General features: G+C 67.2%; 23 protein-coding genes. 8 read left to right on the top strand and 15 right to left on the bottom strand.

The window, feature by feature from the left end; genetic code table 11:
• Positions 1-125: 125 nt before the first annotated feature.
• Positions 126-827 carry a monofunctional biosynthetic peptidoglycan transglycosylase gene (gene mtgA, locus BGI51_RS03930; RefSeq protein ID WP_133861470.1) on the bottom strand — a complete coding sequence of 234 codons (702 nt, stop codon included), beginning with the start codon at positions 825-827 and terminating at the stop codon, positions 126-128.
• 68 nt (positions 828-895) lie between these two features.
• Here mtgA and BGI51_RS03925 point away from each other — a divergent pair, with 68 nt between their 5' ends.
• The 5 genes from BGI51_RS03925 (at position 896) to BGI51_RS03905 (ending at position 5,051) form a co-directional block, all read left to right on the top strand.
• Complete coding sequence (locus BGI51_RS03925) at positions 896-1,273, top strand: DUF423 domain-containing protein (protein WP_133861469.1); 378 nt, start codon at positions 896-898, stop codon at positions 1,271-1,273.
• Between the two features lie 93 nt (positions 1,274-1,366).
• Complete coding sequence (gene thiS / locus BGI51_RS03920; RefSeq protein ID WP_017640999.1) at positions 1,367-1,567, top strand: sulfur carrier protein ThiS; 201 nt, start codon at positions 1,367-1,369, stop codon at positions 1,565-1,567.
• Positions 1,568-1,586: 19 nt separating this feature from the next.
• Positions 1,587-2,369, top strand: coding sequence for a thiazole synthase (locus BGI51_RS03915; protein WP_133861468.1), 783 nt, complete (start codon positions 1,587-1,589; stop codon positions 2,367-2,369).
• 68 nt (positions 2,370-2,437) lie between these two features.
• Positions 2,438-3,148, top strand: coding sequence for a tRNA (guanosine(46)-N7)-methyltransferase TrmB (trmB, locus tag BGI51_RS03910; RefSeq protein ID WP_187980367.1), 711 nt, complete (start codon positions 2,438-2,440; stop codon positions 3,146-3,148).
• 169 nt (positions 3,149-3,317) lie between these two features.
• Positions 3,318-5,051, top strand: coding sequence for a putative bifunctional diguanylate cyclase/phosphodiesterase (locus BGI51_RS03905; protein WP_133861466.1), 1,734 nt, complete (start codon positions 3,318-3,320; stop codon positions 5,049-5,051).
• Here BGI51_RS03905 and BGI51_RS03900 read toward each other — a convergent pair.
• The 9 genes from BGI51_RS03900 to BGI51_RS03860 form a co-directional block, all read right to left on the bottom strand.
• Positions 5,048-5,374 carry a DUF3392 family protein gene (locus BGI51_RS03900; RefSeq protein WP_133861465.1) on the bottom strand — a complete coding sequence of 109 codons (327 nt, stop codon included), beginning with the start codon at positions 5,372-5,374 and terminating at the stop codon, positions 5,048-5,050. The genes BGI51_RS03905 and BGI51_RS03900 overlap by 4 nt on opposite strands.
• Positions 5,375-5,388: 14 nt before the next feature.
• A complete protein-coding gene (hemW, locus tag BGI51_RS03895) occupies positions 5,389-6,540 on the bottom strand; it encodes a radical SAM family heme chaperone HemW (RefSeq protein ID WP_187980366.1) in 1,152 nt (383 codons plus the stop codon).
• Complete coding sequence (rdgB, locus tag BGI51_RS03890; RefSeq protein ID WP_133861463.1) at positions 6,537-7,130, bottom strand: RdgB/HAM1 family non-canonical purine NTP pyrophosphatase; 594 nt, start codon at positions 7,128-7,130, stop codon at positions 6,537-6,539. Before rdgB ends, hemW begins: the two co-directional genes overlap by 4 nt.
• A gap of 83 nt (positions 7,131-7,213) precedes the next feature.
• Positions 7,214-7,834: a methionine biosynthesis protein MetW gene (gene metW / locus BGI51_RS03885; RefSeq protein WP_133861462.1), complete on the bottom strand. Its 621-nt coding sequence runs from the start codon at positions 7,832-7,834 to the stop codon at positions 7,214-7,216.
• 5 nt (positions 7,835-7,839) lie between these two features.
• Entirely contained in the window at positions 7,840-8,979 is a 1,140-nt protein-coding gene (metX, locus tag BGI51_RS03880) for a homoserine O-succinyltransferase MetX (protein WP_187980365.1), read from the bottom strand.
• 108 nt (positions 8,980-9,087) lie between these two features.
• Positions 9,088-11,046, bottom strand: coding sequence for a dynamin family protein (locus tag BGI51_RS03875; RefSeq protein WP_133861460.1), 1,959 nt, complete (start codon positions 11,044-11,046; stop codon positions 9,088-9,090).
• A gap of 118 nt (positions 11,047-11,164) precedes the next feature.
• Positions 11,165-11,758: a YggT family protein gene (locus tag BGI51_RS03870; protein WP_017640989.1), complete on the bottom strand. Its 594-nt coding sequence runs from the start codon at positions 11,756-11,758 to the stop codon at positions 11,165-11,167.
• Between the two features lie 9 nt (positions 11,759-11,767).
• On the bottom strand, positions 11,768-12,586 hold the full coding sequence (proC, locus tag BGI51_RS03865) for a pyrroline-5-carboxylate reductase (RefSeq protein WP_133861459.1): 819 nt from the start codon (positions 12,584-12,586) through the stop codon (positions 11,768-11,770).
• 9 nt (positions 12,587-12,595) lie between these two features.
• On the bottom strand, positions 12,596-13,291 hold the full coding sequence (locus tag BGI51_RS03860; RefSeq protein WP_187980364.1) for a YggS family pyridoxal phosphate-dependent enzyme: 696 nt from the start codon (positions 13,289-13,291) through the stop codon (positions 12,596-12,598).
• A gap of 126 nt (positions 13,292-13,417) precedes the next feature.
• Here BGI51_RS03860 and pilT point away from each other — a divergent pair, with 126 nt between their 5' ends.
• A complete protein-coding gene (pilT, locus tag BGI51_RS03855) occupies positions 13,418-14,452 on the top strand; it encodes a type IV pilus twitching motility protein PilT (protein WP_007161666.1) in 1,035 nt (344 codons plus the stop codon).
• Positions 14,452-15,594: a PilT/PilU family type 4a pilus ATPase gene (locus tag BGI51_RS03850; RefSeq protein WP_133861457.1), complete on the top strand. Its 1,143-nt coding sequence runs from the start codon at positions 14,452-14,454 to the stop codon at positions 15,592-15,594. Before pilT ends, BGI51_RS03850 begins: the two co-directional genes overlap by 1 nt.
• Here BGI51_RS03850 and BGI51_RS03845 read toward each other — a convergent pair.
• The 3 genes from BGI51_RS03845 to BGI51_RS03835 form a co-directional block, all read right to left on the bottom strand.
• The gene (locus BGI51_RS03845) at positions 15,591-17,039 is read right to left on the bottom strand and encodes a UdgX family uracil-DNA binding protein (protein WP_187980363.1); all 1,449 of its coding nucleotides are present in this window, start codon (positions 17,037-17,039) and stop codon (positions 15,591-15,593) included. The two genes, BGI51_RS03850 and BGI51_RS03845, sit on opposite strands and share 4 nt — an antisense overlap.
• Positions 17,040-18,251: a putative DNA modification/repair radical SAM protein gene (locus BGI51_RS03840; protein ID WP_017640984.1), complete on the bottom strand. Its 1,212-nt coding sequence runs from the start codon at positions 18,249-18,251 to the stop codon at positions 17,040-17,042. It lies immediately after the preceding gene.
• Between the two features lie 132 nt (positions 18,252-18,383).
• Positions 18,384-18,941, bottom strand: coding sequence for a C40 family peptidase (locus tag BGI51_RS03835; RefSeq protein WP_133861455.1), 558 nt, complete (start codon positions 18,939-18,941; stop codon positions 18,384-18,386).
• A 434-nt stretch (positions 18,942-19,375) separates the two neighbouring features.
• Between BGI51_RS03835 and BGI51_RS03830 the strand changes: the two genes are divergently transcribed.
• A complete protein-coding gene (locus BGI51_RS03830; RefSeq protein ID WP_133861454.1) occupies positions 19,376-19,780 on the top strand; it encodes an NINE protein in 405 nt (134 codons plus the stop codon).
• 50 nt (positions 19,781-19,830) lie between these two features.
• On the opposite strand, the gene BGI51_RS03825 is transcribed toward BGI51_RS03830, so the two are convergent.
• Entirely contained in the window at positions 19,831-21,108 is a 1,278-nt protein-coding gene (locus BGI51_RS03825; protein ID WP_187980362.1) for a dihydroorotase, read from the bottom strand.
• Positions 21,105-22,103 (bottom strand): aspartate carbamoyltransferase catalytic subunit, encoded by a 999-nt coding sequence (locus tag BGI51_RS03820; RefSeq protein WP_133861452.1) that lies wholly within the window; start codon positions 22,101-22,103, stop codon positions 21,105-21,107. The genes BGI51_RS03825 and BGI51_RS03820 overlap by 4 nt, the downstream gene beginning before the upstream one ends.
• Between the last annotated feature and the right edge of the window lie 5 nt (positions 22,104-22,108).

Genomic DNA, 22,108 nt, shown 5'->3' with positions numbered 1-22,108 from the left:
CTCCTACAGGGTGTGATGCTTCTGTAGGAGCGGCCCATGGCCGCGATGGAGCATCAAGGCACGACCGCATCAATCAACTTGAGTCGGTAGAGTGGAAAACCGCGCAGCGTTTTCCAGTTGCCTGGCTACCGCCCGGTCATCTGCCTGAGATAGTCGCTACCGCCCAGCTGTCGTTCCTGCTGGCGGATCCAGGCGGCGCGTTCGGCGACGTAGGCGCTGGGGCGACTCGGGCTCCATTCGCGGGGATTGGGCAGCACGGCGGCCAGCAGGCTGGCCTGGCGGTCGGAGAGGTAGGGCGCGCCTATGCCGAAATGGTGACGGGCCGCTGCCTCGGCGCCGAACACGCCGTCGTCCCATTCCACGCTGTTGAGATAGACCTCGAGGATGCGCTGCTTGGACCAGAAGGTTTCCAGCAGCACGGTGAACCAGGCTTCGAAGGCCTTGCGCAGATAGCTGCGGCCGCTCCATAGAAAGAGGTTCTTGGCGGTCTGCTGGCTGATGGTGCTGGCGCCGCGCAGGGAACCACCGGCTTCGTTGTGGCTGAAGGCCTGGCGGATCGCCGCCATGTCGAAGCCCCAGTGCTCGGCGAAGTGCTGGTCTTCACCGGCGATCACCGCCATCTTGAGATCGTCCGGCAGCTCCTTCCAGGGTCGCCAGTCGCGCTGCAGATCGATGGGCTTGCCGTCGATCCAGGACTCGACCTTGCGCTCCACCATCAGCATGCTGCCCGGCGGCGGCACCCAGCGCAGGATCAGCACCAGAGCGGCGCTGAGGACGGCGAACCAGAGGGCGATACGCAGGAGACGGCGGAGGAGGGTGAGCAGCATCGGCTTGGTCTTTGGCGGTTAGCGGGCCATTATAACCAGCGCTTCTCTTCCATCGCCCGGTAAAACCCATGTTGCGTCTCTTCCTGCTGTTCGCGGCCCTGGCCGGCTTCACCGGTGTCGGACTCGGCGCCTTCGCCGCCCATGGACTCAAGGGCCGACTGACCGCCGACTACCTGGCCGTGTTCCAGACCGGCGTCCTCTATCAGCTCATCCATGCCCTGGCGCTGTTTGGCGTCGCCCTCTTGTCGCTGCACTTCCAGGGGCGCCTGGTGGCCTGGGCCGGTGGCTTTTTCATCGCCGGCATCCTGCTGTTTTCCGGCAGCCTCTATCTGCTGACGCTGACCGGCATCGCGCGGCTGGGCATCATCACTCCCTTCGGCGGGCTGTGCTTTCTCGCCGGCTGGGCGTGCCTGGCCATCCTCGCCTGGCGCCTGAGCAGTCTCTGACCGCGCACTGGCCGTCGTTCCCGGCCCAGCGCCGCTGCAATGCACGCCCGACCGGCGTAGAATGCCGGCTCACCCCGTGACGATGCCTTTGCCATGCAGATTCTGTTGAACGGCGAATCCCTTGAATTGCCGGACGGCGCCACCGTCGCCGACCTGCTCGTGCGTCTCGACCTGACCGGGCGGCGGGTAGCGGTGGAACGCAACCTCGACATCGTGCCGCGCAGCCAGCACGCCACCACCGCCCTGGTGGACGGCGACCGGCTGGAAGTGGTCCACGCCATCGGCGGCGGCTAGCCGCGCAAGAGGAATCCAGATGAAAGACACTCCCTTTACCCTGGCCGGGCGCACCTATGAGTCGCGTCTGCTGGTCGGGACCGGCAAGTACCGCGATCTCGAAGAGACCCGCGTGGCCATCGAGGCCTCCGGTGCCGAGATCGTCACCGTGGCGGTGCGTCGCACCAACATCGGCCAGACGCCCGGCGAACCCAATCTGCTCGACGTGATATCACCCGAGCGCTACACCATCCTGCCGAACACCGCCGGCTGCTATGACGCGGTGGAAGCGGTGCGCACCTGCCGCCTGGCGCGCGAGCTGCTCGACGGTCACAACCTGGTCAAGCTGGAAGTCCTGGCCGACCAGAAGACCCTGTTCCCCAACGTCATCGAGACGCTCAAGGCTGCCGAGACGCTGGTCGCCGATGGCTTCGACGTCATGGTCTACACCAGTGACGATCCCATCGTCGCCCGCCAGCTGGAGGCCATCGGCTGTATCGCCGTCATGCCGCTGGCCGGTCTGATCGGCTCGGGCCTGGGCATCTGCAATCCCTACAACCTGCGCATCATCCTCGAAGAGGCCAAGGTGCCGGTGCTGGTGGATGCCGGGGTGGGTACCGCCTCAGACGCCACCATCGCCATGGAACTGGGTTGCGAAGCGGTGCTGATGAACAGCGCCATCGCCCATGCCCGCGAGCCGGTGCTGATGGCCGAAGCCATGAAGCACGCCATCGTCGCCGGTCGCCTGGCCTATCTGGCCGGGCGCATGCCGCGCAAGCTCTATGCCACGGCCTCCTCGCCGCTGGACGGCCTGGTCAACTAGGACCTGGCGCCCTCCATCACGCGCCCGGCCTCTGCCGGGCGTCTCTTTTTCCCACTATCGATAACGCCATGACCGATCATCAAGACGACCAGACCCCCGACCGCCCCCGGCGCACCATCAAGAGCTTCGTGATGCGCGCCGGCCGCATGACCGAAGGCCAGCAACGCGGTCTCGACCAGGGTTGGCCACGCTTCGGTCTGGAGCTGACCGACGGCCTGCAGGATTTCGACCAGGTGTTCGGGCGCCAGGCGCCACGTACCTTCGAGATCGGTTTCGGCATGGGCCATTCCACCCTGGAAATGGCCGCCGCCGCGCCCGAGCAGGATTTCATCGGCGTCGAGGTGCATCGCCCGGGCGTGGGCGCGCTGCTCAATGGCGCCATGACCCAGGGCCTGACCAATCTGCGGGTCTACAGCTGCGATGCCCTCGAGGTGCTGCGGCAGTGCGTGGCCGATGCCAGTCTGGACCGGGTGCTGCTGTTCTTTCCCGATCCCTGGCACAAGAGCCGTCACCACAAGCGCCGTATCGTCCAGCCGGCCTTCGCCGAACTGGTCCGGCAGAAGCTCAGGGTCGGCGGGGTGCTGCACATGGCCACCGACTGGCAGGCCTATGCCGAACACATGCTCGAGATCATGAACGCCGCCCCGGGTTACCGTAACCTCGGCGACGCCTCGGGCTATGTGCCGCGCCCCGAGGAAAGACCCATCACCAAGTTCGAACGCCGTGGCGAGCGCCTGGGGCATGGCGTCTGGGATCTCAAGTTCGAACGCCAGAGCTGACCGTGTATCTCTGACGAATCGATCTTGAGCTGCCGACGGGCAATTGGCATGATGGCCAATTGCCCTGCTGTGATGGCGGTTGCAGTCGAATTCACAGAGACACCTGGATGTCAGTCCTCTTCAAGAACGCCAACCGGTCCCGTGCCGCCCTTCGTGAGCGGCGGATTCCATGAGGGATCTGGTCCGTCCCGATTCGCCGACGGCCGAGTTGCACGCCGTACGCCGCTGGCTCGAAGTCGAGCGTAGCGCTCGCCAGCGCACCGAGCGCTCGCTGCACCTCATCGCTTCAGCCTTCGCCCTCTGCCGCGACGCCATGGCCGTGCTGACCGAAAGCGGGCAGATCATCGAAGCCAATGACGCCCTGCGCGCCCTGATGCTCAGTGCGGAGCGCAGTGTCAGCGGCCAGTACCTGTCGCACTACATCAAGTTGCCCGAGGCGGCCATCCGCACCTTCGAGCGCGACGGCTATGCCCTGTGCGAAGCCCAGTTCCACGTCTCCGCCAAGCGGATCACGCCGGTGGAGATCAGTCTGAGTCGCTTCGCCGGCGAGGCGGATCGCGAAGGCTACGTGGTCGCCAGTCTGAGGGACATCACCGAGCGCAAGCGCACCGAACAGGCGCTGGAGCGCATGGCGCTCAGCGACGCCCTGACCCAGTTGCCCAATCGCACCTCCTTCTACCAGGACTTCGAGACGCGCCTGCAGGACCTCGAAGAGACCGGCAACCTCGCGGTGCTGTTCATCGATGTGGACGGCTTCAAGGAGGTCAACGACTCCCTGGGCCATGCTGCCGGTGACGAACTGCTCTGCGCCCTGGTGCGCGAGTTGCGCCAGGTGCTGGGGGCCGGTGAGGTGCTGGCGCGCTGGGGCGGCGATGAGTTCGTCGCCCTGCTGGACGTGAGCGATCGCGATCAGGCCCGTCAGGTCGCCGAGCAACTGGTGCAGGCGGTGGGCCGGCAGCAGTGCATCGCCGGCCACGATATCCGCGTATCGGCCAGCATCGGTCTGAGTCTGGCGCCCGAAGAGGGACTGGATGTGGAGACCCTGCTGCGCAATGCCGATGCCGCCATGTACGCGGCCAAGGCGGCCGGCAAGAGCCGGGTGCGCTGCTACGATCCGCAGCTGACCTGCGAGGCGCGCAGCAAGGTGACCCTGCTGGCCCATCTGCACGGCGCCATCGAGGCGGAGCTCATCACCTTCGTCCTGCAGCCCAAGTTCGATGCCCGCCAGCGCATGGTCAGCGCCGAGTTGCTGGCGCGCTGGAACTGTCCGGGCGTCGGGGCGGTGCCGCCCAACGTCTTCGTCGCCCTGGCCGAGCAGAACGGCATGGCCTCGGCCCTCGGGCGGCTGGCGATCCGCCGCGCGGCCGCTTGCGCCCGGGCCCTGCAGGACGCCGGTCTGCAGATCCCGGTGGCAGTCAACATCTCGCCGCTGCAGGTGGCCGATGATGAACTGGCCGAGGTTCTCGCGGCCGCCTGCGCCGAATTCGGCATCGAGCCCAGTGCGCTGGAGCTGGAGGTGACCGAATCGGTATTCCTGCAGCAGGGCACGCCGGAGCGGCGCCTGGCCGCCTTGCGCGAGCAGGGCTTTCGGGTGGCGATGGACGATTTCGGCACCGGCTATTCGTCGCTGGGCTATCTGCACCGCCTGCCCTTCGACACCATCAAGATCGACCGCAGCTTTCTGCTGGCGGTGGACGCCGACGACCGATCCCGGCAGTTGCTGGCCGGCATCGTCAGCCTGTGCCGCGCTCTGGACATGCAGATCGTCGCCGAAGGGGTGGAAACCCAGGCCCAGTTCGAATTGCTCAAGGACCTGGGCGTGGACACCTTCCAGGGCTTCCTGCTGGGTCGCCCGCAATCCCTGGAGTGCCTGCTGGACGGTATCCGCGCCCGCTGCCGCTAGCTACGGCGTTCGGCCAGCACGCCCAGCAGGCAGACGCCGATCAGCAGCACCGGGGCCAGGGCATAGTTGTTGAACTGCGCCAGGCCCTTGACCACCCAGGGGGTCAGGAAGGTCATGGCGGCGCCATAGATGGCCAGGCAGGCCAGGGCGAAGGCCGGTATCCGAACGGCGGTCGGCAGGCTGCCCAGCCGCGCCTGGATGAAGGCGTTGACCTGGCTGCCGAACAGCACCAGCAGAGTGGCGGTGACCGCCAGGGCCACCTCGTCCAGGTGGCTGCGGCTCCAGCGGGAGAGGTCGGCGATATGGTCGAGTACGAAGTCCAAGGCAGAGCTCCTCGTCAGTCAGGCAGAAAGGATTGCAAGAGGTCGTTCAGGAACAGCTGGCCGCGGGCGGTGGGGCGCAGCCGCTGTTCATCCTCGGCCAGCAGGCCGGCGCGGCGCGCCGCGGCCAGTGCGGGCGCCAGGCTGTCCAGGGACTGACCGGTCCGCTGCGGATACCAGGCGGCGGGCACCCCGTCCACCAGGCGCAGGGCGTTCATCATGAAGTCGAAGGGCAGGTCGGCTGGCGCCAGGGGTTTCGCGCCGGCCTGGAAGGCCTTTGCCGGGTCCAGATAGTCCTTGGGCAGGCGGGTCTTCCAGGTGCGCAGCAGGGTGCCATCCGGGGCGCTGAGCTTGGCGTGGGCGCCGGCGCCGATGCCGAGGAAGTCGCCGAAGCCCCAGTAGTTGAGATTGTGCCGCGCCTGGCGCCCGGGCTGGGCATAGGCAGAGGTCTCGTACTGGTGGTAACCGGCGGCCGCCAGCCGCGCCTGGCCGGCTTCCTGGATGTCCCAGAGGATATCGTCTTCGGGCAGCTCCGGCGGCTGGCTCCAGAACACCGTGTTGGGCTCCATGGTCAGCTGGTACCAGGACAGGTGGGTGGGCGCGAGCGCGATGGCCTGCTCCAGATCGCCGAGGGCATCGGCCACGCTCTGCTCGGGCAGGCCGTGCATCAGGTCCAGGTTGAAATTGTCGAAGCCGGCGGCGCGCGCCCGGTCGGCGGCGCGAATGGCTTCATCGCGGCCGTGGATGCGCCCCAGGGCCTTGAGCTTGGCGTCCTGGAAGCTCTGGATGCCGATCGACAGCCGATTGATGCCCAGCCCGCGGTAGGCGACGAACTTGGCCTGCTCGAAGTTGCCGGGATTGGCCTCCAGGGTGATCTCGATATCCGGCGCGAAGCTCAGCCGCCGGGCCACGCCATCCAGCAGACGGCCCAGGGCCGCGGCGGAAAACAGACTGGGCGTGCCGCCGCCGAAGAAGATCGAGGTCAGCGGGCGGCCATGGACGTGCGCCAGGTCGTTGTCCAGATCCGCCAGCAGGGCATCGACATACTCGGCCTCCGGCAGGGTCGGGCCGGCCGCATGGGAGTTGAAGTCGCAATAGGGGCACTTGCGCACGCACCAGGGGATATGGATGTAGAGCGCCAGTGGCGGCAGGGCGAACACCTGGGTCACAGGCCGAGCCGTTGCTTGAGCTGGGCCATGGCGCGGGCGCGATGGCTGCGCTGGTTCTTTTCCGCCGGCGCCAGTTCGGCCGCGGAGACCGCTTCGCCATCGGGCTGGAACAGCGGATCGTAGCCGAAGCCATGCTCGCCCTGGGCGGCATGGAGGATGCGCCCGGGCCAGAGGCCCTCGCAGAGGATCGGCAAGGGATCGTCGGCGTGGCGCACCAGGGCCAGCACGCAGACGAACTGGCCGGTACGCTCGGCGTCGGGGACGTCACGCAGCACGTCGAGCAGCTTGGCGTTGTTGGCGGCATCGCCCTTACCGTCGGCGTAGCGGGCGGAATAGATGCCGGGAGCACCGCCGAGGGCATCCACCGCCAGGCCCGAATCGTCGGCCAGGGCCGGCAGACCGGACAGCCGCGCCGCGTTGCGCGCCTTGAGGATGGCGTTCTCGACAAAGGACAGCCCGGTTTCCTCGGGTTCCACCTGGCTGAATTCGCCCACCGAGCGCACCCGCACCCGGTCGCCGAGCATGGCCTGGAGTTCCTTGAGCTTGCCGGCGTTGTGGCTGGCGAGAACCAGTTCGGTAAGGTCGGACATGGGAGACACCGCGTCGCGTTGAGAAGGGCGGCGTATTGTACGCGAAGCCGTGCCCAGGCTGGCTGCGCCGCCCGTGCCTTACGTCATATCGCGACGCGCAGGTCGTGCAGGTGCGGCGCGCTGACCCGGTAGATACCGATCTCGCCGAGCAGGTTTGGCCACAGCTTGCTGGCCCAGCCATGACGATGCAGGCGGTCCACGGCGAGACGATCCAGCACCTGGGCACGCTGTTCGCGGCAGAGGCGTTCGAAGTCCTCGAAGGTGCAGAAGTGGATGTTCGGTGTGTTGTACCAGGTGTAGGGCAGGAAGTCCGAGACCGGCATCCGCCCCCGGCCGCCCAGGTACAGCCGGCAACGCCAGTGACCGAAATTGGGAAAGGTGATGATGCACTGGCGACCGACCCTGAGCATCTCCTGGAGGATGCGATCCGGGTACTGCATGGCCTGCAGCGACTGAGTCATGACCACCACGTCGAAGCTGTCGCTGGCGAAGTTGGCCAGGCCGCCGTCGAGATCCTGCTCGATGACGTTGACGTCCTTGAGCAGGCATTCGGCGATCTTGTCCGGGTCGATCTCCAGGCCGTAGCCGGTGACCTGCTTGTGATCGCGCAGCCAGGCGAGCAACTCGCCGGTGCCGCAACCGAGGTCGAGGACCCGGCTGCCGGCGGGGATCCATTCCTGAATGATGTCCAGATCGGCGCGCACGGCAGCTATACCTCGATGCGGGTCATGTAGTGGGAGAAGGCCTGCAGATAGCGCGGGATGGGGATGAGGAAGGCGTCATGGCCCTGGGGGGCGTCCACCTCCAGGTAGCTGACGTCCTTGCGCGCGGCCATCAGGGCGTTGACGATCTCCTTGGAGCGCGCCGGCGAAAAGCGCCAGTCGGTGGTGAAGGAGACGATCAGGAAACGCGCCTGCACTCCGGCCAGGGTCTTGGCCAGGTCGCCGCCCTGGGCATGGGCCGGATCGAAATAGTCCAGCGCCTTGGTCATCAGCAGGTAGGTGTTGGCGTCGAAGCGGCCGGAGAATTCCTCGCCCTGGTAGCGCAGGTAGCTCTCCACCTGGAATTCGACACTGTGGAAGTCGTAGTTGAGCTGGTCGGTCTTGAGTTCGCGACCGAATTTCTCGCCCATGGCCTCGTCGGACAGGTAGGTGATGTGGCCGACCATGCGCGCCAGCATCAGGCCGCGCTTGGGGATCACGCCCTTTTCCTGGAAGTGGCCGGCGTGGAAATCCGGGTCCGAAAGGATGGCCTGGCGCGCCACCTCGTTGAAGGCGATATTTTCCGCCGACAGCTTGGGTGCCGAGGCGATGGCCAGGCAGTGGCGGATGCGCTCGGGATAGCTTATGGTCCACTGCAGCGCCTGCATGCCGCCCAGGCTGCCGCCGATCACCGCCGCCCACTGCCCGATACCCAGGCGATCGGCCAGCCGGGCCTGGCTGTTGACCCAGTCCTCCACGGTCAGCACCGGGAAGTCCGCGCCATAGGCCCGACCGGTCTCGGGGTTCGGACTGCCGGGGCCGGTGGAGCCGTTGCAGCCGCCCAGGTTGTTGAGGGCGACGACAAAGAACTTGCGGGTGTCGATGGGCTTGCCGGGACCTATGCAGCTATCCCACCAGCCCGGCTTGCGGTCGTCCATGCTGTGGTAGCCGGCCGCGTGGTGATGGCCCGAGAGCGCGTGGCAGATCAGCACGGCGTTGCTGCGACTGGCGTTGAGTTCGCCATAGGTCTCGACCATCAGGTCGTAGGCCGGCAGGGTGCGACCACAGGCCAGGGCCAGGGGCTCGTTGAAGTGCAGCAGCTCGGGGGTGACCAGGCCGACGGAATCTTCGGGAATGACGCTGGGCATTGACGGCTCGTCCGGGGCGGGGCTCGCCAGTCTAAAGAGCACCGCCGGGAGCGGCAAGGGCAGGCGTGGCGCGGCGGCCAGGGATCGCGCCGCGCGTGGCGGGTGGGGCTAGCCGACCCGCGCCAGCGGCAGGGCGACCACGTTGTCGTGGCGTTGGGACGGTGCCGGCCGGTTGATCTGCTTGAGCATGTCGCTGACCTCGCTGAGCTGCCCGTGCAGGACGTCCTCGTGCACCTGCAGCCGACGCACCTGCTCCTGGCTGTTGAGGTTCTGCTGGGTGAGCTGCTTGAGCGCCAGCATGCTGGTTTCCAGCAACTGCTTCTGCTCGCGGGTGTGCTGCACCAGCGGGGTCAGGGCGCCGTCGTTCCAGCGCAGCACCTGGGCGTGGGCGCCTTCCTGCAGCGCCTGGACCTCCTGGGCGACGGTGGCGAAGAAGCGGCGGCCCAGGGCGCTCTGCTCGGTGAGCAGGGTCTTGACCTGGCGCTGCACCTCCTCGGTCTTGAGTTGCAGCTGGCGCAGCTCGCGGACATAGGGGCGGATGCGCAGTCGCGGCGCTTCCAGGGGATGCAGCGGATTCTCCACATTGTGCCGCTGGTAGACCGCGCCGAGCACCTTGTTGGCCCGATCCGCCTCGTTGTCCAGGGCCAGCAGGTCATGCTCGACCACGCGGAAGAAACGGGTGATGGACTGGTTGATGCCGACGGTGGTCAGGCTGGTGCGAAATTCCCGGCGGGCGGTGTCCAGGTGGGCGTCCAGGCGCTCCGGCGCGACCAGGTCGGTCAGCAGCTTGCGCTGCCCGGCCAGCATGTTCTGGGTGGTGCGCAGATCCAGCAGGCGGCGGTGGTAGAGGTCGTACTCCTGGCGCGTGCGAGCGGTCTGCAACTCCAGGCCGGCACCGGGCAGTTCCTCGTCGGCCAGTTGCGCGTACTGGGCGCGAATGGCCTCCAGGCGCTGTTCGATAAGCGTCCGGCTGGCGCCGAGCAGACCACTGGCCTGCTGCACGATGCGCTGCTGCAACAGACGCTCGCGGGCGCCGACGATGCGTTCGGCGAGCAGCTGTTCGAGGCTGTCCAGCTGGCTGCGCGCGAGCAGTTCCAGATCGCCGCGGACCTTGCCCAGCAGCGCCTGCTTGGCCGACAGCGGCAGGATGTGTTCGGCCGGCAGCGCCAGTTGCCGGGCGCTGGCCTGGCGGACGTTTTCCAGGGACTGGGCGACATGGGCGACCCCGCCGAGGTCGTCCCAGAGGCTGTCGATCTTGTTCATCACCGCGAACAGCCGCTCCGGGGCATCGCCCAGCGAGGGCTTGACGCACTGCTCCCAGAGCGCGAGATCCGAGGCGGTCACGCCGGTGTCGGCACCGATCAGAAAGAGCACGGCCTGGGCGTGGGGCAGCAGCGACAGGGTCAGTTCCGGCTCGGCGCCCAGGGCGTTGAGGCCGGGGGTGTCGAGGATGCGCAGGCCCTGGCGCAGCAGCGGATGGTCGATGCTGATCAGCGCGTGGCGCCAGGCCGGGATGCTGACCAGGCCGTCGCTGTCGAGTTGTTCCAGCTGCTCGGGATCGAAGCCCAGCTGCACGGCGGCGGCGGTTTCCACCTCGCGGGTCTCGGTGACCTTGGCCAGCAGGGCGGCCATGGCGTCCGGGTGACGGTCGTCCAGGGCGAAGCGCTGCCAGGCCTCGGGCGCCTTGCGCCAGGCGGTCAGGCTGCGCTCGTCCAGGCGGCTGTCGATGGGCAGCAGCTGCAGATAGGGACCGTCGGCCGCGGCGTCATAGAAGATCTCGGTGGGGCACATGGTGGTGCGCCCGGCCTGGGACGGCAGCATGCGCTGGCCGTAGTCGGCGAAGAAGAGGGCGTTGATCAGCTCGGTCTTGCCGCGCGAGAACTCGCCGGCGAAGGCGAGGGTGATGCCGTCGGCCTGCAGTTCGCTCTGGCAGGTCGCCAGGGCGGCGTCCAGCGCGGGGGAGGCGAGACGATTACGCTGCAACCAGTCGCGGTAGCGGCCCAATTGGGTATCGAGTTCGGCTTTCCACGTGGCATAGGCATCGACGTGGCGGAACAGGCGTTCCATAGGGGACTTCCTTGACCTGAACAGCAAAGGCTGGACGGTGCCCCAGCGTCCAGCGGGACGTCAATGCCGCCTCCGCCACGACGCGGCAGGCGGTCGTGGCGGGTGCGCGAGTGGTGCGTCAGAGGAAGGGGGCGAGAATCTGCGGCATGCCGGTGGCCGCAGCCAGCTGGCCGATGACGAAGCGGTCCAGCAGATTGATCACGATGAAGGCGAAGATCGGCGACAGATCCAGGCCACCCAGGCTCGGCAGGATACGGCGGAAAGGCGCCAGCAACGGCTCACAGATCTGGTTGACCAGCTCGGCCGCCGGGTTGTGGGTCTGGGGCGCGACCCAGGAGAGGATGACGCTGACGATCAGGGCGAAGAAGAACACCTTGAGGAACAGCGACGCCACGCCCAGCAGCGCCCAGATCAGCAGGGCGGGGAACAGGCCGCCGATGCTGGCGCCGAGCAGCACCACCACGACCATCATCAGCGCCAGCTGGACCAGGATCGCCAGCACCAGGGCCGCCAGATCGACGCCGCCGAAGCCGGGGATGATGCGTCGTACCGGCTTAAGCAGCGGCTGGGTGGCGCGCACAGTGAATTGCGACAGCGGATTGTAGAAGTCGGCCCGCACCAGCTGCAGGATGAAGCGCAGCAGGATGATCAGCAGATAGAGGCTGCCGAGGGTCTGGATGACGTAGACGAGAGCTTGGGCGAAAGCGGACATGGATACTCCTTATCGATCCGGCAACTGGGCCAGTTCCGCAGCCCGGTCGGCCGCGGCGGTGAGGGCTTCTTCCACCAAGTCCGCGAAGGCCCCGGCTTGGAAGGTTTCGATGGCGCGTTCGGTGGTGCCCTTGGGGGACATCACCGAGCGGCGCAATTGTTCGGGGCTGCGGTCGCCCTGACAGGCCATGGCGGCGGCGCCGCGGGCGGTGTGCAGGGTCAGCTGCTGGGCGACCTCGGCCGGCAGGCCGAGCTTGGTGCCGGCCTCGGTCATGGCTTCCATCAGCAGGAAGAAATAGGCCGGACCGCTGCCGGAGACGGCGGTGACCGCGTCCAGCTGCTGTTCTTCCTCGACCCAGAGGGCCAGGCCGACCGCGGCGAGGATCTCCTGGGCACGGGCGCGCTGTTCGGCAGTGACCTGGTCATTGGCGAACAGGCCGCTGGCACCCAGGCGCAGCTGCGAAGGCACGTTGGGCATGCAGCGTACCAGGGCGCGCTGGCCCAGCCAGAGTGTCAGGCTGGCGCAGGTGATGCCGGCGGCGACCGAGACGATCAGCTGGTCCGGGCGCAGATGGGGCGCCAGCTCCTGGCAGACCTCGCTCATCACCTGGGGCTTCACCCCCAGCACCACCACGTCGGCATCCGCGAGCACGGCGCTGTTGCTGGCCTCGACGCGGATGCCATGGTCCCGGGCCAGGGCTTCGCGCTTGGCCGGGTTGCGATTGCTGGCGCTGAGCTGCCGGGCCGGCATGCCCTGGGCGAGCAGCCCGCCGATGATGGCGCCGGCCATGTTGCCGGCGCCGATGAAGGCGATGCGGGTGTCTTTCATCGAGACTTCCTAGGTTGAAGGGGTGGCGCCGTAGTCACGGGCGCCAAAGAGGGCGGTACCGACGCGGACCCAGGTGGCCCCTTCGGCGATGGCGGCTTCCAGATCCTGGCTCATGCCCATGGACAGGGTGTCCAGGCCCAGGTTCAGGGCCTCGCTCAAGGTGCGCAGTCGGGCGAAGGCGGCGCGCTGGCTGGCCGGGTCCTCGGTGGGTTCGGGGATGGCCATCAGGCCACGCAGGCGCAGGTTGGGCAACTGGCTGACCGCGGCGGCCAGGGCCGGCAGATCGTCGGGGTGGCAGCCGGACTTGCTGGCCTCGCCACTGACGTTGACCTGCAGGCAGATGTTCAGCGGCCCGCGCTCGGGCGGACGCTGTTCGGCCAGGCGCTGGGCGATCTTCAGGCGATCCACCGAATGCACCCAGTCGAAATGGCAGGCGATGGCGCGGGTCTTGTTGGACTGGATGGGGCCGATGAAATGCCACACCAGTGGCAGGTCGGCCAGCGCCGGCTGCTTGTCCAGCGCCTCCTGCAGGTAGTTCTCTCCGAAGTCGCGCAGGCCTGCGGCGGCGGCCTCGCGCAAGGCGGCGGCGGGCTTGGTCTTGCTCACCGCCAGCAGGCCGACAGTCGCGGGATCGCGGCCTGCCGTCCGGCTGGCGGCGGCGATGCGTTCGAGTACGGTTGCGCTATTCTCGGCTATCGTGGACATTCAGCCCCTGCTTGCGTCGGCGCATCCGGCAGGCCTCGGCGTACCGGATGAGTGAGTGGCGGTGACCAGGTCAGACCGCCAGTGCTGCGCGGCATTCTACCTGCTTGCTCGACATCTGGGAGTCCCATGGATATCACCGAATTGCTGGCCTTTTCCGCGCGGCAAGGCGCCTCCGACCTGCACCTGTCCGCCGGCCTGCCGCCGATGATCCGCGTCGACGGCGACGTGCGCCGCATCAACCTGCCGGCCTTCGAGCACAAGCAGGTGCACGCGCTGATCTACGACATCATGAACGACAAGCAGCGCAAGGACTTCGAGGAATTCCTGGAGACCGACTTCTCCTTCGAGGTGCCGGGCGTGGCGCGCTTCCGGGTCAATGCCTTCAACCAGAATCGTGGCGCCGGCGCGGTGTTCCGGACCATCCCTTCCAAGGTGCTGAGCATGGAAGAGCTGGGCATGGGCGAGGTGTTCAAGAAGATCACCGACGTTCCGCGCGGCCTGGTGCTGGTGACCGGGCCCACCGGTTCGGGCAAGTCCACCACCCTGGCGGCCATGCTCGACTATCTCAACAACACCAAGTACCACCACATCCTCACCATCGAGGACCCCATCGAATTCGTCCACGAATCCAAGAAGTGCCTGGTCAACCAGCGCGAGGTGCACCGCGACACCCTGGGCTTCTCCGAGGCCCTGCGCTCGGCGCTGCGCGAAGACCCGGACATCATCCTGGTCGGCGAGCTGCGCGACCTGGAGACCATCCGCCTGGCGCTGACCGCGGCCGAGACCGGGCACCTGGTGTTCGGCACCCTGCACACCACCTCGGCGGCCAAGACCATCGACCGGGTGGTGGACGTCTTTCCGGCGGAAGAAAAGTCCATGGTGCGCTCCATGCTGTCCGAATCCCTGCAGGCGGTGGTCTCCCAGACCTTGCTGAAGAAGGTCGGCGGCGGCCGGGTGGCGGCCCACGAGATCATGATCGGCACCCCGGCCATCCGTAACCTGATCCGCGAGGACAAGGTGGCGCAGATGTATTCCTCGATCCAGACCGGGGGCGGCCTGGGCATGCAGACCCTGGACATGTGCCTCAAGGCGCTGCTGGCCAAGGGATTGATCAGCCGCGACGCGGCCCGCGAGAAGGCCAAGACGCCGGAGAACTTCTGATGGATTTCGACAGGTTCCTGCAGCTGATGGTGGACAAGGGGGCGTCCGACCTCTTCATCACCACCGGCGTGCCCCCCTCGATGAAGATCAACGGGCGCATGACGCCGGTCACCAAGGATTCGCTCACGCCGGATCAGTGCCGAGCCATCGTGCTGGGGGTGATGAACGACGAGCAGCGCCAGGAATTCCAGCAGAAGCGCGAGTGCAACTTCGCCATCAGCGCCCGCGGCATCGGCCGCTTCCGGGTCAGCGCCTTCTATCAGCGCAACCTGGTGGGCATGGTGCTGCGCCGCATCGAGGTCAACATCCCCACGGTCGAGCAGCTGCGCCTGCCGGAGATCATCAAGAAGCTGGCCATGACCAAGCGTGGCCTGGTGATCTTCGTCGGCGCCACCGGCACCGGCAAGTCCACCTCGCTGGCGGCCATGATCGGCCACCGCAACAAGAACTCGGCGGGGCACATCATCTCCATCGAGGACCCCATCGAATACATCCACCAGCACCAGGGCTGCATCGTCACCCAGCGCGAGGTGGGCATCGACACCGAGTCCTTCGAGGTGGCGCTGAAGAACACCCTGCGCCAGGCACCGGACGTCATCATGATCGGCGAGATCCGTAGCCGCGACACCATGGAGCACGCCCTGGCCTTCGCCGAGACCGGTCACCTGTGCCTGGCCACCCTGCACGCCAACAACGCCAACCAGGCGCTGGATCGCATCATTCACTTCTTTCCGGCCGATCGGCACGGCCAGACCTGGATGGACCTGTCGCTCAACCTCAAGGGCATCGTCGCCCAGCAGCTGGTGCCCACCACCGACGGCCAGGGGCGGCGCGCGGTGATCGAGGTGCTGCTCAACACCCCGCTGGTCGCCGACCTGATCCGCAAGGGCGAGGTGCATGAACTCAAGGCGCTGATGAAGAAGTCCGGCGAACTGGGCATGCAGACCTTCGACCAGTCGCTCTACAGCCTCTATCGTGACGGTGAGATCAGCTACGAAGCGGCCCTGGCCCACGCCGATTCCGCCAATGACCTGCGGCTGATGATCAAGCTGGGGTCGGAGACGGATGCCGATCACCTCAATCAGACCACCCGCAATCTCTCGGTGGACATGGGCGACGATCCGCCCAAGCGCTTCCGCTAGCCTTCGCCTTCGCCTTCGGCTGCCAGGGTCCTGGCCTCGCGCAGGGCCGCCACCAGGGCCTGGCGCGCCTGGTCCTGCTGCTCGGCATCCGGGGTGCGCAGGATGTAGGAGGGGTGATAGGTGGCGATGATCCAACGCTCGTCCAGTCGCAAGGGCCGGCCCATGAATTGCGCCAGACCCCGGGGCTTGCGCTTGAGCAGGGCTTCCAGGGCAGTCGAGCCCAGGGCCACTACCACCGTCGGCTGGATGTCGCGCAATTCCTGCTCCAGCCAGTAGCGGCAGGGGGCGATCTCCGGTCCCGGGGTGACGTGCTTGCGTCTGCGCCCCTGGGGAATCCACTTGAAGTGCTTGACCGCATTGGTCAGGAACACCTCGCTGCGCTCGAGGCCGGCCTCGGCCAGCGCCGCCATCAGCACCTGTCCGGCCGGGCCGACGAAGGGCCGACCCGCCAGGTCTTCCTGATCACCGGGCTGCTCGCCCAGCAGCAGGATGCGCGCCGTGCGCGGGCCTTCGCCGGCCACCGGCTGGGTGGCCTTTTCCCACAGCTCGCAGCGGCGGCAGTCATCAAGGGTGGTGGGCAGCGGTCGCTCCGGCTGCGCACGTTCCGCGGCGATCAATACCTCGCGACCGCTCTGGCGACCCACTGCCTCGGCCTGGGCCAGGCGCTGGGCGCCGGCGCGGGCTTCGCTGAGCAGCGCCGGGATCAGCGACCCTTCCGGCAAATCCTTCCAGAAGCGCGCCGGCATGTTGCCCCTCAGGGTGCGCGGATTGGCCCGCGCCGGATTGAAGGTGCTCCGGTAATAGGCGCGCCAGAGTTCATCGCCGGCGTTGCGGTCATCGTCTTCCGGGGTCTGCCGCGCCAGCTGCTGCAGCTCGGCGGGGCAGGGCTCCACCAGTTGCAGCGCCTGGCCGTCCCAGAGCGCGGCCGCCTCGGGGGTCGCGATCAGCCAGCTGCTGTTGCCCATGCGGTCGCAGAAATGCGGCGCCGCCAGGGCCAGGACGTCGTGGGCCGGCTGGTGCCAGGCCACCCAGGCCGGCGGACCGGCGCTTTCCGCCCGCGGCCGAAAGCGCAGGAAGGCATGCACATGGTGGATCTCGCGGCGGATCGCCTTGACCCGGCGCTGCAATTCGCTGCCATCCTCGTCACCGGCCAGCATCGCCGCCCGTTCCCCCCGCGCGACCCGCCAGAGCACCTGGTAGAGCAGAGCCCAGCGATCATCGCTGCGAAAGCAGGCGGCGTAGTTCAGGGCCTCGGCCAGTTGGGGCGGAATGCGTATGGCGCCACTCGGCGGCGGTGCCGTGGCCTCGACCGGTTCGTCGAACAGATCGCCCAGCCCACGACTCTCCTGCCAGCTCACCTGGGCCGGGGCGATACCCGCCTGGAGCAACCGGCGCGCTTCCTTGCGCCAGCCGGCGAAGGTGCCGTCGAAATCGACTCTCTGCATCTAGAGCAGGGCGAGCTGAGCGGGCGGTTCGGCGAGTTGCCGGCGCAGGTCGAGGGACTCGGCCAGGCGCGGCTGTGGCCGGTAGTCCTGGGTGATGATGAAGGGTCGTGCCTTCTCGACGCTGCATTTCAGGCGGATCAGATCGGCGTAACGGATGCGCCGCTCGCGCCTGAGCTCCACCAGCCGCTTGGCCGAGAGCACGCCGATGCCGGGCACCCGGGCGATCAGCGCCTGGTCGGCCCGATTGAGATCCAGCGGGAAGATGGCCCGGTTGTGCAGCGCCCAGGCCAACTTGGGGTCCACGTCCAGCGGCAGCTGGCCGTCTTCGGTAGGCAACTCCTCCGCCTGGAAGCCATAGCCGCGCATGAGGAAGTCGGCCTGGTACAGGCGGTGCTCGCGCAGCAGGGGTGGCGGTTGCAGCGGCACCGTGCCGGGGCTTTCCGGAATGGGGCTGAAGGCCGAGTAGTAGACGCGCTTGAGGCGATAGGCGCCATACAGCGTCTGGGCGGTGTCGAGGATGGTGCGGTCGTCGGTGGCATCGGCACCCACGATCATCTGGGTGCTCTGGCCCGCCGGGGCGAAACGCGGTGCCTTGGCTTCGGCCTCGGCTTCCTCCAGGCCCAGGCGGATATTGCCCATGGTCTTGCGGATGCTGCTGCCGTTCTTTTCCGGCGCCAGCTTGATCAGGCTGCTCTCGGTGGGCAGCTCGATGTTGACCGACAGGCGGTCGGCATAGAGACCCGCCTGGGCGATGATCTCGGGATCGGCGTCGGGAATGGTCTTGAGGTGGATGTAGCCGCGGAACTGGTGCTGTTCGCGCAACAGTTGGGCCACCCGGGTCATCTGCTCCATGGTGTAGTTGGAGGAGCGGATGATGCCGGAGCTGAGGAACAATCCGCTGATGACATTGCGCCGGTAGAAGTCGAGGGTCAGCTGCACCACTTCCTCGGGCGTGAAGCGCGCCCGCGGCACGTTGCTGCTGCGACGATTGACGCAGTACTGGCAGTCGTACTGGCAGAAGTTGGTCAGCAGCACCTTGAGCAGCGCTACGCAGCGCCCATCGGGGGTGAAGCTGTGGCAGATGCCCATGCCATCGGTCGAGCCCAGGCCGTCCTTGCCCTTCGAGCTGCGTTTGGGCGCACCGCTGCTGGCGCAGGACACGTCGTACTTGGCGGCATCGGCGAGAATGATCAGCTTGTCGGCGAGCTCCATCGAGATCTCCTGGACTGTGATTGCATACAGTATCCAGGAAGCGGAGCGTCGTTCAATGGCTTTGCGCCGGGCGGCGCCGAGTGGAGCGACACTCCGCCGGGCGGTAGCGACCCGGCGGAGCGAGGGGCGGGATCAGGACTTGCGGGTGCGCTTGGTACGCGGCTTGTCCGCGACGGGATCGGTTTCCGCCGCCAGGGTATTGGGCTGCTGCAGTACGCGCTTGGCCGACGCGAACCTCTTGGTCCAGTAGGGCTTGCTCAGGTGGTCGACGCGCACGCTCTCGCCACTGCGCGGGGCATGGACGAAACGATCGTTGCCCAGATAGATGGCGACGTGATCGATGCCGCTGCGCTGTCCGGTCTTGAAGAACACCAGGTCGCCGGCCTTGAGATCGCCACGAGCGACCTTGGGGCCCTTGAGCTGGGACAGCTCACGGGAGGTACGCGGCAGCTTGACGTTGTGTACGTCGCGATAGACGTAGTTCACCAGGCCGCTGCAATCCAGGCCGTTCTGCGGATTGGTACCGCCGAAGCGATAGGGCGTACCGACCAAGTCCATGGCGCGGGTCGCGACCTGGGCACCGACGTTGCGGGTGGCAGCCTGGGCGGTGGCCTGCTTACGGTGCAGGGCGCTGGTGGCGCGGGCGGCGTGCTTGGCGCGGGCGGCGGAGGCGGCCTGGGTAGGGTCCACCTTCGCGACGCGGCGAGCGGCGGCCTTGGGTGCGGGAGCGGCGGAGGCGTGCCGGGCGGCGGTCTTGGGAGCTGAAGCGGCGGTGACATGCCGGGCTGCGACCTTGTGGACCGGAGCGGCAGTGCGCGCTGCAGAGTTCTCTTTCGCTTGCACTGCCGCTGGCAGTACAAGACAGGCGGAGAGCCATGTCAGAAGAAATAAACGCATTGTCGTAGGGGTGTCTGAAGATCGAAGCGAGGGATTCTATACCAACCCTGTGGATATTTTGTGCACCTCTCATCAAGAAATTATGTAATTTTTAGCGGAAAGTGAGGTCCCTTGAGCGCCAACCAGTGAGACTCCCTGGGCATTCATCCAGTTTTCGACATAAAGTCACGGTGAAGGTAAGGGTGTAGGTAAGGCGGGTCTTTTCCTTAAGTCGCGAGGTCGTAGGCATGCGGTATCAGGACACCCACAGCAAGGTCATGGGCTATCTGCTGTGGATCTTCGGTTTTCTCGGCGCCCATCGCTTCTACTATGGCAAGCCGGTCACCGGCACGATCTGGTTCTGCACCCTGGGCCTGCTGGGTATTGGCTGGCTGATCGATCTGTTCCTGATCCCGGCCATGGATCGCGAGGCGGATCTGCGCTTCCAGTCCGGCTCCCTCAACTACAGCCTCGGCTGGATCCTGCTGACCTTTCTCGGCCTCTTCGGCGTCCATCGCCTCTACCTGGGCAAGTGGATCACCGCCATCCTCTATTTCTTTACGGCGGGTTTCTTCCTGCTGGGCGTGCTCTACGACTTCTGGACGCTCAACTCGCAGATCTCCGAGGAGAACCGCCGGCGGCTGGTGCGCTAGGTTCGGTTGGGCGACAAGCAGAAGGGGCTCCGCGGAGCCCCTTCTGCTATTCAGGCATCACGCCGGTAGGTGGTGCGGCCACCCACCAGGGTGCGCTCGACGCGTCCCGCCAGGGTGAGGCCCCGGAAGGGGCAGTTGCGGCCGCGGGACAGCCAGGGCGTCGCTGCCTGGGCGGTCGGCTGCTGGGCGAACAGCACCAGGTCGGCCGGCAGGTCCTTGGCCAGGCGGCCCGCGTCGAGGCGCAGGGCCTGGGCCGGACCCTGGGTCAGGCGGGCCAGCAGGGTCGGCAGATCCAGCAGGCCGTCTTCCACCAGCGTCAGGGCCAGCGGCAGCAGCAGTTCGACACTGCTGATGCCCGGCTCGGTGGCGGCGAAGGGGGCCAGCTTGGCATCCGCCTCATGGGGCTGGTGGTGGCTGGAGATGGCACCGATCACGCCGTCTCGCACCCCGGCTCTCAGGGCGTCGCGATCTCGCGCGGTACGCAGCGGCGGCTTGACGTGGTAGAGGCTGGAAAAGCCCTGCAGCGCCTCGTCGGTGAGCAGCAGCTGGTAGAGCGCCACATCGGCGGTCACCGGCAGGCCACGGGCCTGGGCGGCGGCGATCATCTCCACCGCGCGAGCACTGGTCAGCTGCCCGAAGTGGGCGCGTACGCCGCTCTGCTCCACCAGCAGCAGGTCGCGGGCCAGGGCGATGGTCTCCGCCGTCTCCGGAATCCCGGTGAGCCCCAGGAAGCTGGCGGTGGGGCCTTCATGGGCCAGCCCGCCATGGGCCAGATCGGCGTCGAGGGCGGTAAAGACCACAGTGAGGTTGAAGGTGGCGGCATATTCCAGCGCGCGCCGCTGTACCCGCAGATTCTCGAAGGGCTGCAGACCGTTGGTAAAGGCGACGCAACCGGCGTCGCGCAAGGCCATCAGCTCCGACAGCTGCTCGCCGGCCAGGCCCTTGGTCAGGGCGCCGATGGGGTAGACGCGGGCGTGATCGGCGGTGCGCGCCCGATCGAGGATGAGTTCGGCCACCGCGGTGGTGTCCAGCACCGGACGGGTGGTGGGCGGGCAGCACAGGCTGGTGACGCCTCCGGCCGCAGCGGCGCGGGTCTCGCTGTCGACATTGCCCTTGCGGGTCAGGCCCGGTTCGCACAGGGCGACATCCAGGTCGACCAGGCCGGGGGCCAGGATCAGGCCGCTGGCGTCCAGCTGCTCGTCGGCCTGAAAGCCCTGGGGCGCTTCACCGAGGGCCAGGATGCGACCCTGGTCGACATGGACATCGCTGATCTGGTCGAGACCGGTGGCCGGGTCGATCACCCGGGCATTGCGGATGCTCAGGCTCACTGCGCATTCTCCTGTAGCTGACGCTGGGCCGTCTGCCCGCTCATGGTCATCGACAGCACCGCCATGCGGACCGCGATGCCGTAGGTGACCTGGTTCAGGATGACCGACTGCTCGCCATCGGCGACCGCCGATTCGATCTCCACGCCGCGGTTGATCGGGCCGGGGTGCATGACGATGGCATCGGGCTTGGCGCGGGCCAGGCGCTGGCGGGTCAGGCCGAACAGCCGGTAGTACTCTCCTTCGCTGGGCAGCAGGCCACCCTGCATGCGCTCGCGCTGCAGGCGCAGCATGATCACTACGTCCACGCCGTCCAGGCCCTCGGCCAGGTCGGTACAGGTGCGCACGCCATAGAGCTCTTCGAGGCCGACCGGCAGCAGAGTGCGCGGCGCGACCACGCGGATGTCGCGGCAGCCCAGGGTGCGCAGCGCCAGCATGTCGGAGCGGGCGACCCGGGAGTGCAGGATGTCGCCGACGATGGCCACCGAGAGGTTGGCGAAGTCGCCCTTGTGGCGGCGGATGGTCAGCATGTCGAGCATGCCCTGGGTGGGGTGCGCATGGCGCCCGTCACCGCCATTGATGATGGCCACATCCGGGCAGACGTGCTCGGCGATGAAGTGGGCGGCGCCGGAATCGGCGTGGCGCACCACGAACATGTCGGCGGCCATGGCCTCCAGGTTGCGCAGGGTGTCGAACAGCGTCTCGCCCTTGCTGGTGGAAGAGGTGGAGACGTTGAGGGTGATGACGTCCGCCGACAGCCGCTTGGCCGCCAGCTCGAAGGTGGTGCGGGTGCGGGTCGAATTCTCGAAGAAGACGTTGCACACGGTCTTGCCGCGCAGCAGTGGCACCTTCTTCACCGCCCGGGCTCCGACCTCCAGAAAGGAGTCGGCGGTATCGAGCAATTCGGTGAGGAGTTCGGCGGGCAGGTCGTCGAGTGACAGGAAATGGCGCAATTGGCCCTGGGCGTTGAGTTGCAGCGAGCGCGTAGCGTCGGTCATGGCAG

The organism is Pseudomonas oryzihabitans, assembly GCF_014522265.1.
Taxonomy (GTDB): Bacteria; Pseudomonadota; Gammaproteobacteria; order Pseudomonadales; family Pseudomonadaceae; genus Chryseomonas; species Chryseomonas aestiva.
Note: the sequence above shows the minus strand (reverse complement) of the source record. Positions and strands in the feature narration are given on the sequence as shown.